Source organism: Burkholderia cepacia ATCC 25416 (genome assembly GCF_001411495.1).
GTDB classification, from domain to species: Bacteria; Pseudomonadota; Gammaproteobacteria; order Burkholderiales; family Burkholderiaceae; genus Burkholderia; species Burkholderia cepacia.
Genome location: NZ_CP012981.1, coordinates 3,465,134 through 3,478,493 on the forward strand (window position 1 = coordinate 3,465,134; position 13,360 = coordinate 3,478,493).

8 protein-coding genes and 1 tRNA gene are annotated in these 13,360 nt (G+C 69.2%); 4 read left to right on the forward strand and 5 right to left on the reverse strand.

What is annotated here, in order from left to right; all coding sequences use genetic code 11:
* Positions 1–40: 40 nt before the first annotated feature.
* Positions 41–4,249 (reverse strand): ATP-dependent RNA helicase HrpA, encoded by a 4,209-nt coding sequence (gene hrpA, locus APZ15_RS16020; RefSeq protein ID WP_027786949.1) that lies wholly within the window; start codon positions 4,247–4,249, stop codon positions 41–43.
* 23 nt (positions 4,250–4,272) lie between these two features.
* Here hrpA and argA point away from each other — a divergent pair, with 23 nt between their 5' ends.
* On the forward strand, positions 4,273–5,652 hold the full coding sequence (argA, locus tag APZ15_RS16025; RefSeq protein ID WP_027786948.1) for an amino-acid N-acetyltransferase: 1,380 nt from the start codon (positions 4,273–4,275) through the stop codon (positions 5,650–5,652).
* 50 nt (positions 5,653–5,702) lie between these two features.
* Positions 5,703–5,978: an oxidative damage protection protein gene (locus tag APZ15_RS16030; protein WP_006478357.1), complete on the forward strand. Its 276-nt coding sequence runs from the start codon at positions 5,703–5,705 to the stop codon at positions 5,976–5,978.
* A 139-nt stretch (positions 5,979–6,117) separates the two neighbouring features.
* Here the strand turns inward: APZ15_RS16030 and APZ15_RS16035 are convergent, their stop codons facing one another.
* From APZ15_RS16035 to APZ15_RS16045, 3 genes are all read right to left on the reverse strand, one after another.
* Positions 6,118–7,533: an MFS transporter gene (locus APZ15_RS16035; RefSeq protein WP_027786947.1), complete on the reverse strand. Its 1,416-nt coding sequence runs from the start codon at positions 7,531–7,533 to the stop codon at positions 6,118–6,120.
* Positions 7,534–7,622: 89 nt separating this feature from the next.
* A complete protein-coding gene (locus APZ15_RS16040) occupies positions 7,623–8,819 on the reverse strand; it encodes a CaiB/BaiF CoA transferase family protein (RefSeq protein ID WP_027786946.1) in 1,197 nt (398 codons plus the stop codon).
* Positions 8,816–10,567 (reverse strand): acyl-CoA dehydrogenase family protein, encoded by a 1,752-nt coding sequence (locus APZ15_RS16045; protein ID WP_027786945.1) that lies wholly within the window; start codon positions 10,565–10,567, stop codon positions 8,816–8,818. Before APZ15_RS16045 ends, APZ15_RS16040 begins: the two co-directional genes overlap by 4 nt.
* 175 nt (positions 10,568–10,742) lie before the next feature.
* Here APZ15_RS16045 and APZ15_RS16050 point away from each other — a divergent pair, with 175 nt between their 5' ends.
* Both APZ15_RS16050 and APZ15_RS16055 read left to right on the forward strand, forming a co-directional pair.
* The gene (locus APZ15_RS16050) at positions 10,743–11,645 is read left to right on the forward strand and encodes a LysR family transcriptional regulator (RefSeq protein WP_027786944.1); all 903 of its coding nucleotides are present in this window, start codon (positions 10,743–10,745) and stop codon (positions 11,643–11,645) included.
* 98 nt (positions 11,646–11,743) lie between these two features.
* Positions 11,744–11,818 (forward strand) — tRNA-Val (locus APZ15_RS16055).
* Positions 11,819–11,937: 119 nt separating this feature from the next.
* Here APZ15_RS16055 and APZ15_RS16060 read toward each other — a convergent pair.
* Entirely contained in the window at positions 11,938–13,332 is a 1,395-nt protein-coding gene (locus APZ15_RS16060) for an aspartate aminotransferase family protein (RefSeq protein WP_027786943.1), read from the reverse strand.
* Between the last annotated feature and the right edge of the window lie 28 nt (positions 13,333–13,360).

Sequence of the window (13,360 nt, forward strand, 5' to 3'; positions counted from 1 at the left end):
GGCCCGCCGCCGGCGCGGAGCCCGGGAAGCCGATGTTGCGCTAGCGCTGCATCGACTCCCAGACCTTGTGCAGACGCTTGACAGAGACAGGCATCGGCGTGCGCAGTTCCTGCGCGAACAGCGAAATCCGCAATTCCTCGAGCAGCCAGCGGAATTCCGCGAGCCGCGGATCGGCGACGCCGCCGCGCTGCGACACCGCGCGCTGGTACTGCTGGGCGAGCGGCAGCAGGTCGGCCGACTGCTTCGCGTCGCGCGCCGGATCGGCCTTCAGCTTGTCGATCCGCAGCGCGATGCCCTTCAGGTAGCGCGGGAAGTGCGCGAGTTGCGCGTAGGGCGTATCGATCACGAAGCGCTTGCCGACCAGCGCGGCGAGCTGCTGCTGCAGGTCCGCATGCGCCTGCGCGAACGGTTTCGCCTGCGCGAGCTTCTTCACGAGCCCCGCGTATTCGGCCAGGACCTGCCCGACCAGCCGCGCGATTTCCTGCGCGAGCAGGTTCAGGCGGCTTCGGCCCTCGTCACGGCGCGCGTGGAAGCTCGCGTCGTCGTCGGGCAGCGGGTCCTGCAGGCACGCGCGGTCGAGCGCCGTGTCGATCAGCTGGTCGCGCAATTCGTCCTGCGTGCCGAGCGACATGTACTGCATCGCCATCTCGCGCAGGCCCGGCAGGTTCTTCTCGAGGAACTTGATCGGCTCCTTCAGCTGCAGCGCGAACAGCCGCCGCAGGCCGGCCCGGTGGATGCGCGCGGCCTCCTCCGGCGAATCGAACACCTCGACGTCGCAATGCGTGCCGCGATCGACGAGCGCCGGGTAGCCGTACAGCGTCTGGCCGCGCCGGCGGATTTCCAGCAGCTCGGGGAGCTTGCCGAAATTCCACGTCGTCAGGTTCTCGTACAGCGCCGTCGCGCCGGCTTCCGCCGGAGCGGACGTCTGCGGCGCCGCGCCCTTCGCGGGCTTCGGGCCGCGGCCGGGTGCGCCGGCCGGACCAGCCGCCGCCGGCGCCTGGCCGACCGGCTGACCCGCATCGCCCTCCCCGCCAGCCGCGATCGTCGACGCCGCCGCGATCTTCTGGAACTGCTGCTGCGCCTGCGCGCCCAGCTCCTGGCGAAGCTGCGCGAGATTGCGCCCCATCGCGAGCTGGCGGCCGTGCTCGTCGATCACCTTGAAGTTCATGAACAGGTGCGCGGGCAGCGTCTCGAGCTTGAAGTCGGCCGTTTTCATCGCGACCTGCGTCTCGCCGCGCACGTCGGCGATCAGCGCCTCGACGAGGCCGCCCGCGCCGAAGCGCTCGCGGCCCATCCGCTCGACGAAGCCGGCCGCGTACTCGGGCAGCGGCACGCAGTGCCGGCGCAGTTTCTGCGGCAGCGACTTCAGCAGCAACTGCACCTTTTCCTTCAGCATCCCCGGCACGAGCCACTCGCAGCGGCGCGCGTCGACCTGGTTCAGCGCATACAGCGGCACCGCGAGCGTCACGCCGTCGCGCGGCGTGCCCGGCTCGAAGTGATACGTGAGCGCCATCTCGACGCCGGCCATCGTCGCCCGCTTCGGGAACAGCTCGGTCGTCACGCCGGCCGCCTCGTGGCGCATCAGGTCGTCGCGCGACAGGTACAGCAGCCGCTGCTTGTCCTCGGGCTGGCCGCCCTTCTTCACCTCGTCGCGATACCAGCGCTCGAATGCGGCGCCCGTGTGGATACCCGCCGGAATCGCCTGGTCGTAGTACGCGTAGATCAGCTCGTCGTCAACCAGCACGTCCTGCCGGCGCGACTTGTGCTCGAGCTGCTCGATGTCGGCGAGCAGCTTGCGGTTGTGCGCGAAGAACGGCAGCTTCGTGTCGAATTCGCCTTCGACCAGCGCGCCGCGGATGAACAGCTCGCGCGCCCGCGCCGGATCCTGCTTGCCGAACGCGACGCGCCGGCGGTGGTAGATCGGCAGCCCGTACAGCGTCGCGCGCTCGAACGCGCTGACCTGCGCCGGGCGCTTCTCCCAGTGCGGCTCCGACAGCGATTTCTTCAGCAGGTGCGCGCCGATCTTCTCGACCCACTCCGGCTCGATCTTCGCGAGGCAGCGCGCGTACAGCCGGCTCGTCTCGACGAGCTCGGCCGCCATCACCCAGCGGCCGGCCTTCTTCGCGAGCACGGAACCCGGCCACAGGTAGAACTTGATCCCGCGCGCGCCGAGATAGTGCGGATCGTCATCGGCCTTCAGGCCGAGGTTGCCGAGCAGGCCCGTCAGCAGGGCCAGATGGACCTGTTCGTACGTCGCCTCGGCTTCGTTGAGCCGCCAGCCGTGCTCGCGCACGACGGTCAGCAGCTGCGAATGGACGTCGCGCCACTCGCGCAGCCGCAGGTGCGACAGGAAGTTCTGCCGGCATGCGTCGACGAGCTGGCGGTTCGACTTCTTGTGCGCGACCGCCTCTTCGAACCACGCCCAGATCTTCAGCCACTGCAGGAACTCGGAACGCTCGTCGGCGAACCGGCGGTGCGCCTGGTCGGCCTGCTCCTGCGCTTCGATCGGGCGGTCGCGCGGGTCCTGCACGGACAGCGCGCTCGCGATGATCAGCACCTCGCGCAGCGACTGCTGGTCGCGCGCGGCGAGAATCATCCGGCCGACGCGCGGGTCGAGCGGCAGCCGCGCGAGTTCGCGGCCGAGCGGCGTCAGCGCGTTGTCGTCGTCGACCGCGCCGAGCTCGTTGAGCAACTGGTAGCCGTCCGCGATCGCACGGCCGGGCGGCGGCTCGAGGAACGGGAACGATTCGATCGCCGTCAGGTGCAGCGACTTCATCCGCAGGATCACCGACGCGAGCGACGAGCGCAGGATTTCCGGATCGGTGAAGCGCGCCCGCGCCTGGTAGTCGCTTTCCTCGTACAAGCGGATGCAGATACCGTCGGCCACGCGGCCGCAGCGGCCCGCGCGCTGGTTCGCGGCGGCCTGCGAGATCGACTCGACCTGCAGCTGCTCGACCTTGTTCCGGTACGAATAGCGCTTCACGCGCGCGAGGCCGGTATCGACGACGTAGCGGATGCCCGGCACCGTCAGCGAGGTTTCGGCCACGTTGGTCGCGAGCACGATGCGGCGCGCGTTCGATGCCTTGAACACCTTGTCCTGGTCCGCTGCCGAGAGCCGCGCGAACAGCGGCAGGATCTCGGTGTGCGGCGGATGGTGCTTGCGCAGCGCCTCGGCCGCCTCGCGGATCTCGCGCTCGCCGGGCAGGAACACCAGCACGTCGCCGGGGCCTTCGCGGCACAGTTCGTCGACCGCGTCGACGATCGCATCCATCAGGTCGCGCTCGGCCTCGCGCGCGGTCTTCACGCGATCGCGGCCGCCCGTGCCTTCGGCATTTTTCACGGCCGGGCGATCCTCGGCCACCGGCCGGTAGCGCATCTCGACCGGATACAGCCGCCCGCTCACCTCGATCACGGGCGCGGGACGCTCGTCGGTGCCGAAATGGCGCGCGAAGCGATCGGCGTCGATCGTCGCGGACGTGACGATCAGCTTCAGGTCCGGCCGCCTCGGCAGGATTTCCTTCAGGTAGCCGAGCAGGAAGTCGATGTTCAGGCTGCGCTCGTGCGCCTCGTCGATGATCAGCGTGTCGTACGCCTTCAGCAGCGGATCGGTCTGCGTCTCGGCGAGCAGGATCCCGTCCGTCATCAGCTTGACGGACGCGCCCGGCGCGAGATTGTCGGTAAAGCGCACCTTGTAGCCGACCACCTCGCCGAACGGCGTGCCGAGTTCCTCGGCGATCCGCCGGCCGGTCGACGACGCGGCGAGCCGCCGCGGCTGCGTATGGCCGATCAGGCCCGTGCCGCCGGCGCCGAGGCCGCGGCCGAGATCGAGACAGATCTTCGGCAGCTGCGTGGTCTTGCCCGAGCCGGTTTCGCCGCAGACGATGACAACCTGATGACCGGCGATCGCGCGTGCGATTTCGTCGCGCTTGCCCGACACGGGCAGGCTTTCGGGGTACGTGATCGGCGGGACGGGGTTCGGCGCGACGACGGCGCGCGGCGGCCGCGCGCGGCGCGGGGAACGCTCGCCCGTTGCCTGGGGTGCGCCCTTCGCGGCGGACTGGCGCGCATCGCCGCGCCGTTCGTCACCGCGCGGCCCGCGCGGCGCGTCTGCCGGTTTGCCCGCCTGCTTTTCCTGCTGCTGGCGCGCTGGCTGGCCCTGCTGCTCGCGTGCGTCGGCCGCACCATCCGGGTGCCGGGCCGACGGCGTATTGGCCCGCGTCGGCGCGGGACTTTTAGAAACATTCGACATGGGGGCGCATTATAATCCCGCCCATGAATTCCCAAACCGACCTCCCCCCCGCCCAGACCGGCGCCGCGACGCCGCCGGCCGCCGACGATTCGGCCGCCAGTCACGCGCAGTTCGTCGACTGGATGCGCTCCGTCGCGCCCTATATCCACAAGTTCCGCAACAGCACGTTCGTCGTGGGGTTTGGCGGCGAGGTGGTGCAGCAGGGGCTCCTGAACGCGCTCGTGTCCGACATCGCGCTGCTGCAGGCGATGGGTATCCAGATCGTGCTGGTGCACGGTTCGCGCCCGCAGGTCGAGGAGCAGCTGAGCCTGCACGGTGTCGAATCCGAGTTTTCGCACGGCCTGCGCATCACCGATGCGCGCGCGCTCGAATCCGCGAAGGAAGCGGCCGGCGAAGTGCGTCTCGACATCGAGGCCGCGATCAGCCAGGGTCTGCCGAACTCGCCGATGGCGCACGCGCACATCAGCGTCGTGTCGGGCAACTTCGTGACCGCGCGGCCGGTGGGGATTCTCGACGGGGTCGATTTCGCGCATACGGGCATCGTGCGCAAGATCGACGCCGAGTCGATCCGTCACTCTCTCGCGAGCCGCAAGCTCGTGCTGCTGTCGCCGCTCGGCTTCTCGCCGACCGGCGAAGCGTTCAACCTGTCGATGGAAGACGTCGCGTCGGCCGCCGCGATCGCACTGCGCGCCGACAAGATCATCTTCCTGACCGAAGCGCCCGGCATCGTCGACGACGAAGGCGGGCTGGTGCGCGAAATGTCGCTCGACGCGGCCGCCGAGCTGCTCGATTCCGGCAACGTCCAGGGCGACGACGCGTTCTTCCTGAAGCACTCGATCCGCGCATGCCGCGGCGGCGTGACCCGGGCCCACCTGATCCCGCAGTCGCTCGACGGCAGCATGCTGCTCGAACTGTTCCTGCACGACGGCGTCGGCACGATGATCTCGTACGAGAACCTCGAGAGCCTGCGCGAAGCGACGCCGGACGACGTCGGCGGCATCCTGTCGCTGATCGAGCCGCTCGAGTCGGACGGCACGCTGGTGCGCCGCGGCCGCCACCAGATCGAACGCGACATCGACCACTTCTCGGTGATCGAGCACGATGGCGTGCTGTTCGGCTGCGCGGCGCTGTATCCGTACCAGCAGGAGAAGATCGGCGAGATGGCGTGCCTGACGGTCGCGCCGGAAGCGCAGGGCTCGGGCGACGGCGAACGCCTGCTCAAGCGCATCGAGCAGCGCGCCCGCGCGCGCGGCCTCACGCACATCTTCGTGCTCACGACGCGCACCGAGCACTGGTTCCTCAAGCGCGGCTTCGTCAAGGTCAGCGTCGACGACCTCCCCGAAGACCGCCGCAAACTCTATAACTGGCAGCGCAAGTCGCTCGTGCTGATGAAGCAGCTCTGAGCGCAGGCACGACTGCCCTCCCCCCAGTTCGATTACAGGAGAAGTACACGATGGCTCGAATGATTCAATGCGCGAAGCTCGGCAAGGAAGCCGAAGGCCTCGATTTCCCGCCGCTGCCGGGCGAACTCGGCAAGCGCATTTACGAGAGCGTCTCGAAGGAAGCGTGGCAGGGCTGGCTCAAGCAGCAGACGATGCTGATCAACGAGAACCGCCTGAACATGGCCGACCCGCGCGCGCGCCAGTACCTGATGAAGCAGACCGAGAAGTACTTCTTCGGCGACGGCGCGGACCAGGCGTCCGGCTACGTGCCGCCGACGGAAGGCTGATGATGCGATGCGCGCGGCCGGCAGCCTGCCGGCCGCGTGCTCCGGGAAAGACGGCACCGTGTTTCGCACGGTGCCGTTTTCTTTTGGCGACATGCGCTCGGGGCGTTCCCGCCTCCCGCGCGGCGGCATGGCGTGCCGCTCAGCCGGCCGGCTTCAAAGCACCGCCGTCGCCCGACTGCGCGCTCCCGTCGGCCGCGGGTGCCGTGCTGCCGCCTTCGGTGCCCCATTCGGCCGCATCGCTGCGTTCGGCCGTCGACAGTTCGTCCGCGCGATACCCGGTGCGATTCAGCAGCGCGAGCATGCAGACGAGCGACACGAGCGCGTAAAGGCCCGACGCAACCGCGACGCCGACGATGCTGCCGGTCGTGTTGAGGATCGCCTGCGCGAGCACGGGCGTGCCGCCGCCGACGACGAGCGCGCTCAACTGATACGCGAGCGACAGGCCCGTGTAGCGGATGTTCGCCGGGAACACGCGCGCCAGCACGCCGCCGACCGCGCCGTAGAACATCGCCGACGGAATCGTCGAGATGCACATGCCCGCGACGGCGACCCAATACGAACGCGTCGCGAGCGCATGGAACATCACCGGCATCAGCACGATTTCCGGAATCAGGATCCAGCACATCGCGCGGCGCATGTCGACCTTCGACACGAACCACGCGCCGACCGGCTGCATCAGGAACTGCACGACGAGCGAGATCGACAGGATGCCGAGAAACGTGCCCTGCGCGTAGCCGAGCTCCTTCGTCGCCCACGACAGCGCGAACGTGCTGCGGAAGTACGTGACGTTGATCACCGGCAGCGTGCCGGCCGCGAGCAGCACGACGACCCAGTGATCGCGCACGACGTCGCGCAGCGGCAGCTTCACGGTGCGCTTGCGCGCGAGCACGCGCTGCATGTCGGCCGACTCCTCGAGCCTCAGCCGGATCACCATGCCGATGATCACCAGCACGGCCGACAGCAGGAACGGAATGCGCCAGCCCCACATCAGGAACGACGGTGTCGGCAGCGCGCTCAGCGCGAAGAAGGCCGCGGTGGCGAGCAGGTTGCCGGTGGGCGAACCCTGCTGCGCGAACGCCGCGTACAGGATGCTGCGATGCTTCGGCGCGTTCTCGCTCGCGATCAGCACCGCGCCGCCCCACTCGCCGCCGACCGCGATGCCCTGCAGCACGCGCAGCGCGACGAGGCCGGCCGGCGCCCATACACCGATCCGCGCATAACCGGGCAGCAGGCCGATGCCGGTCGTCGCGAGCCCCATCATCACCAGCGTGATCACGAGCGCGGTCTTGCGGCCGACACGATCGCCGAGATGCCCGAACACGATGCCGCCGAGCGGCCGCGCGGCGAAGCCGGCCCAGAACGTGACGAACGCAAGCAGCGTCGCGACGCCGGGATCCATCCTGCTCGAAAAGAACACCTTGCCGAACACGAGCGCCGCGGCGGTGCCGTAAATGTAGAAGTCGTACCACTCGATCGTGGTGCCGACGAACGCCGCGAAGGCGGCGCGGCCGGGCCGCGGCTGCGGCGCGGCGGACGGGGATGGCTGACGGCTCATCGATGTCTCCATGTTTGTGTTTCCGGGGCGCGACTGCCGCGCGCCTTTCCCGGGTGGCCGGCATGGCGCCGCCGGCCGGCGGCGTCGTGTCAGCCGGGGGCTTCCCTCAGCACGCCGGCGTCGAGCAATTGCTGCTGGAGCGCGGGATCGACGCCGAGGCGATCGAGCACCGCGCGCGTGTCGCCGCCCAGCGCGGGCGGCGGCGAACGATAGGTAGCCGGCGTGCGCGACAGCTTCACCGGCGACGCGGTGCCGCGATACGCGCCGATCTCGACGAACAGGTTCCGGTGCAGCGCATGCGGATCGTGCGCGACGTCGGCCACCGTTCGCACCGGCCCGCACGGCACGCCGGCCGCCATCAGGTCGCGCGCGAGCGGCTCGCATGCGTGCGCGGCGAGCCGCGCTTCCAGTTCGGCCTTCAGCTCGGGACGGTGCGCGCAGCGGTTGCGGTTGTCGACGAAACGCGGATCGCCCGCGAGCGCCGGCGCACCGAGATGCGCGACGAGCCGCGCGAACTGCCGGTCGTTGCCGATCGCGAGGAAGATCGGCACGGTCGCCGTGCGGTAGCTGTCGTATGGCGCGATGTTCGGATGCGCGTTGCCGCTGCGCGCCGGCACGCGCCCCGAACCGAAGAAGTTCGGCAGATGCGGATGCAGCAGCGACACGCCGCAGTCGTACAGCGCGATGTCGATCGACTGTCCGCGCCCGCTCTTCCCGCGCTCCGCGAGCGCCAGCAGGATGCCCGCGAGCGCATTGAGGCCTGTGACCATGTCGACGATCGGCAGACCGATGCGCGTCGCGTCGCCGTCGCGCTCGCCGTTGACGCTCATCAGCCCCGCCATCGCCTGGATCACCGCGTCGTAGCCGGGCAGCCCGCCGAGCGGGCCCGCTTCGCCGAAGCCCGTCACCGCGCAGTGGATCAGGCGCGGGAAGCGGGGCTGCAGGTCGCGCGCGTAATCCATCCCCCAGCGCGCGAGCGTGCCGGGCTTGAAGTTCTCGACGAGCACGTCGGCCTCTTCGAGCAGGCGCCACAGGATCGCGCGCCCCTCGTCGCGCGACAGGTCGAGCGCGAGCCCTTCCTTGTTGCGGTTCACGCCCATGAAGTACCACGCGGTGTCGCCGAGGAACGGCGGCCCCCAGCCGCGCGTCTCGTCGCCGTCCGGCGGCTCGATCTTGACCACCGTCGCCCCGTGGTCGGCGAGTGCCTGCGTGCAGTACGGGCCGCCGAGCACGCGGCTCAGGTCGACGACCTTCAGGCCGTCCAGTGCGCCACGCGAGGCGGTCATCGTTCGACCTCCGGCAGCAGGTCGAGCGCGGTATCGAGCGCGATGGGCGTGCCGCGCAGCAGCGCAGCGCAGGCAGCGGATTCGTCGTCGCGCGATGCCGGCGCAAGCGGGTCGACCGGCAGCAGCTTGTGGCGCACGACCAGGTGCGCGAGCGCGAGACGCCGGAAATCCGGCGCGAGCCGCGCGCCCTCGCACGCCATCAGCACGGCCGCGCTTGCGTAGTACAGCGCGGACGCGGCCTGCCGCACGCGCGCGTCGTCGCCTTCCGCCGCGACCCGCGCAAGCGCGTCGCAGGCGCGCGCGAGGATGCGCCGCAGCGCCGCGCGGCTCGCGTCGGGCAGCGGCGCCGCGCCGAGGCGGTCGCCGAGAAAGGTACGCAGCGCGTCGAGCGCTTGCTCGCGCTGCGCGGCCCGCGCGACGTCGAGCGCGACGATGTTGCTCGTGCCTTCCCAGATCGAGCCGAGATGCGCATCGCGCACGAGGCGCGCATCGCTCCATTCCTCGATGTAGCCGGTGCCGCCGCGCACTTCCATCGCATCGCCCGTCACGCGCCGCGCATCGCGGCACGCGCGGAACTTGATCAGCGGCGTCAGGATCCGCACGCAGCGCGCCGCCTGCTCGTCGCCGGCATCGGCCTGCGGCAGCAGCAGCGCGATCTGCATGAACATCGCGCGCGCGGCCTCGGCCGGCAGCAGCATCTTCAGCAACTGGCGCTGCATCAGCGGCATCTCGATCAGCTTGCGGCCGAACGCCTCGCGGTGCGCGGCGACGTGCAGCGCCTCGTTCAGCGCGCGCCGCATCAGCCCCGCCGCGCGCACGCCGTTCGACAGCCGCGACATGTTGATCATGTCGGCCATCTGGTGGAAACCGCGGCCGATCTCGCCGATCAGGAAAGCCTGCGCGCCTTCGAGCGCGATCTCGCCGCTCGCCATCGACCGGCTGCCGAGCTTGTCCTTCAGGCGCACGATCCGGTAGCGGTTGCGCGTGCCGTCCGGCAGCGTCTTCGGCAGCAGGAACAGCGCGAGGCCCTTGATGCCGTCCGGCGCGCCGTCGGGCCGCGCGAGCACCATCGCGAGATCGGCATCCGCGTTCGAGCAGAACCACTTGTCGCCGGTCAGGCGCCAGACGGTCTCGCCGTGCGCGTCCGTCTCGCGCGTCGCCCGCGTGGCGATCCGGCCGACGTCGGAACCCGCCGCCTGCTCGGTCATGAACATCGCGCCCTGGTACAGCGTGTCGAAGTCGCGCGACGCGAGTCTCGGCAGGTAGCGCGCGACGAGCGCCGGATCGCCGAAGCGGCGCAGCGTACGCGTCAGCGAATCGGTCATGCTGACCGGGCAGCACAGCCCGAATTCCGCCTGCACGAACAGGAACGTCAGCGCGTACTTGACGAGCGGCGCAACGGATTCCGCCCCGTGGCTCAGCGACGCGAGCCCGAGCTCGGCATACGCGACACGTTCGAGTGCGACATACGCGGGATCCTTGCCGATCCGCTGCACGGCCTCGCCGCGCCGGTTGCGGTGTTCGAGCACGGGCGGATGCTTGTCCGCGCGCGACGCCCATTCGTCGAGTTCGCCCGACACGCGTGCGCCGAGCGCGCGCAGCCGAGGCTCCAGTTCGGCATAGTGCGCGTCGCCGAGATGCAGCTTCAGCAACGCGCCGAGATCGGGATCGGCCGTGAAGAAATCGAGGCCCCGGCTGTCGGGGATGTTGGATGCGCCGGCGTCCGGCGTGCGAGCGGTGTCGTTCATGCGTGCGTCTCCTGGGTTGCCTGCACATCGGCCGGCGGGGGGGCGCCGCGGCGCCCGGCCCGTCCCGTGCAAAGCTTTCCGCAGAGCGTAGGCGCGCGATCGATAAGCGTCCAATACAGGATTTGTCCGGTACGATAGACATCGCTTATCGATGCCGACGCCGCGAGGAGACACCATGGAACTGAGGCAGTTGCGCTACTTCGTGGCGGTCGCCGAGGAACTGCATTTCGGGCGCGCGGCAAAGCGCCTGTTCATCTCGCAGCCGGCGCTGAGTTTCGATATCCGCAAGTTCGAGGACGCGCTCGGCGTCCAGCTGTTCTCGCGCACCAACAAGACCGTCGCGCTGACCAACGCGGGCGAGGTGCTGCTCGGCGAAGCGCGCCGGCTGCTGCTGCAGGCGGCCGAGGCCGAACGCCTGACGGTGCGCTCCGCGTCGGGCCTCGCGGGCCGGCTGCGGATCGGCTTCGTTCATTCGATGCTGTATCGCGGGCTGCCCGATGCGGTGCGGCGTTTCGAGGCCGACTACCCGGGCGTCGAGGTCGTGCTGAGCGAGATGAACACGCACGCGCAGGTGCAGGCGATCCAGCGCGGCCAGATCGATCTCGGCTACGCGCACTGGGGCCACTTCCCGCCCGAGGTCGAATCGGTACCTGTCTATGCGGAACCGTTCGTGTGCTGCCTGCCGGCCGCACATCCGCTCGCGCGGCGCAGGCAGGTCGCGCTTGCCGCGCTGGCCGCGGAACCGTTCATCCTGTTCCCGCGCGAAGCAGCGCCGCACTATCACGACCTGATCATCGCGCAATGCGTGAACGCCGGCTTCAGCCCGCTGATCCGCCACGAAGCGCGGCTGTGGCAGACGATCCTGTCGATGATCGAGTTCGGGATGGGCGTCGCGCTGGTGCCGCGCGTGCTGCAGCAGGCGAAGAGCGACCGGCTCGCGTTCCGGCCGCTGAAGGATGCGTCGCTCGAATCGCGCACGCTCGCGCTGAAGCGCAGCGGCACCGCCGAGCCGGTTGCGCTGCGCTTCGCCGACTACGTGCGCGCGTCGATCGATGCACTGCCCGCGCTCGCGGGCTGAGTGCACGGCTCGCGAACCGGTGCTTGCGGCTATTTGAAAAAAATTGCAGAAAGGGCTTTACGAATCCCAAAAGCTCTGACATAATTTGATTCTTCTTTGGGCGGTTAGCTCAGCGGTAGAGCACTGCCTTCACACGGCAGGGGTCACTGGTTCGATCCCAGTACCGCCCACCAAAGAATTCAAGGGCCTGCGTCTCACGACGCAGGCCCTTTTCGTTTTGGCGTCACGCGCATCGTCGAATTCGACCTGCAGCGCTACGCGTACACGTCATCACGGCGGCCGCGACGACAGCTCACGCGGAACGCCCCACCCGCTGCGCCGTCGCATCGAACGCACGTTTCGCCTTGTCGACGATCTCGTCGATCTCCGCCTCGCGAATCACGAGCGGCGGCGACAGCAGCATCCGGTCGCCGGTCGCACGCATGATCAGGTTGCCGTTGAAGCAGAAGTCGCGGCAGATCGTCCCGATATCGACGTTCGCACCGAACCGCTCGCGCCGGTTCCGGTCGAGCGCAAGCTGAACGCCTGCCACGAGCCCCGCTCCCGAAATCTCCCCGACGATCGGATGGTCGCCCAGCGCATCGCGCAGCCGGCGCTGGAAGTACGGCCCGATGTCGTTCTTCACGCGCTCGACGATCCCTTCGTCGCGCAGCAGCTTCAGGTTCGCGACCGCGACGGCTGCCGCCACCGGGTGGCCCGAGTACGTGAGGCCGTGGTTGAATTCGCCGTTGTCGATGATCGGCCGCGCCACCCGCTCGTGAATGCCGACGGCCCCCATCGGCACGTAGCCCGACGTGAGGCCCTTGGCCATCGTGATCAGGTCCGGCTCGAAGCCGAAGTGCTGGTGCGCGAACCATTCGCCGGTGCGCCCGAACCCGCCGATCACTTCGTCGGCCACCAGCAGGATGTCGTACTTGCGGCAGATCCGCTGGATTTCCGGCCAGTACGTCGACGGCGGGAAGATCACGCCGCCCGCGCCCTGGAACGGCTCGCCGATGAACGCCGCGACGTTTTCCGCGCCGAGTTCGAGGATCTTCGCCTCGAGCTGCTGCGCGCGGGCCAGGCCGAACGCTTCCGGCGTTTCGCCGGCCGCCGCCTCGCCGAAGAAATACGGCTGGTCGATGTGCACGATGTGCTCGACCTTCGACGGCATCTGCTCGTGCATGTAGCCCATCCCGCCGAGCGTGCCGCCGGCGATCGTCGAGCCGTGGTAGCCGTTCTTGCGCGAGATCACGTACTTCTTCTGCGGCTGGCCCTGCACGCGCCAGTACTGGTGCACGAGGCGCAGCACGGTGTCGTTGCCTTCCGAGCCGCTGTTGCAATAGAAGAAGTGGTTGAAGCCCTTCGGCGTGACTTCCGCGAGCATCGCGGAGAGTTCGATCACCGGCGGGTGCGTGGTCTTGAAGAAGGTGTTGTAGAACGGCAGTTCCTGGATCTGGCGATACGCGGCGTCGGCGAGTTCCTTGCGGCCGTAGCCGACGTTCACGCACCAGAGGCCGGCCATCCCGTCGATGACCTTGTTGCCGTCCGAGTCCCACAGGTAGACGCCGTCGGCCTTCACGATCACGCGGCTGCCCGCGCGGTTCAGCGCGCCCATGTCCGAGAACGGGTGGATGTGGTGCGCGGCGTCGAGCGCGCGGTATTCGGCGGTCGAATGCGGTGAGAAGGCTTCGTTTCGATCGGTCATGTTTCCTCCGGATAACGCTGCCGCACGC

Bases quoted from the DNA above. Each gene is read 5' to 3' on its own strand.
- argA (WP_027786948.1), top strand. From the start codon at position 4,273: ATGAATTCCCAAACCGACCTCCCCCCCGCCCAGACCGGCGCCGCGACG.
- APZ15_RS16040 (WP_027786946.1), bottom strand. From the start codon at position 8,819: ATGACCGCCTCGCGTGGCGCACTGGACGGCCTGAAGGTCGTCGACCTG.
- APZ15_RS16050 (WP_027786944.1), top strand. From the start codon at position 10,743: ATGGAACTGAGGCAGTTGCGCTACTTCGTGGCGGTCGCCGAGGAACTG.
- hrpA (WP_027786949.1), bottom strand. From the start codon at position 4,249: ATGTCGAATGTTTCTAAAAGTCCCGCGCCGACGCGGGCCAATACGCCG.
- APZ15_RS16045 (WP_027786945.1), bottom strand. From the start codon at position 10,567: ATGAACGACACCGCTCGCACGCCGGACGCCGGCGCATCCAACATCCCC.
- APZ15_RS16060 (WP_027786943.1), bottom strand. From the start codon at position 13,332: ATGACCGATCGAAACGAAGCCTTCTCACCGCATTCGACCGCCGAATAC.
- APZ15_RS16030 (WP_006478357.1), top strand. From the start codon at position 5,703: ATGGCTCGAATGATTCAATGCGCGAAGCTCGGCAAGGAAGCCGAAGGC.
- APZ15_RS16035 (WP_027786947.1), bottom strand. From the start codon at position 7,533: ATGAGCCGTCAGCCATCCCCGTCCGCCGCGCCGCAGCCGCGGCCCGGC.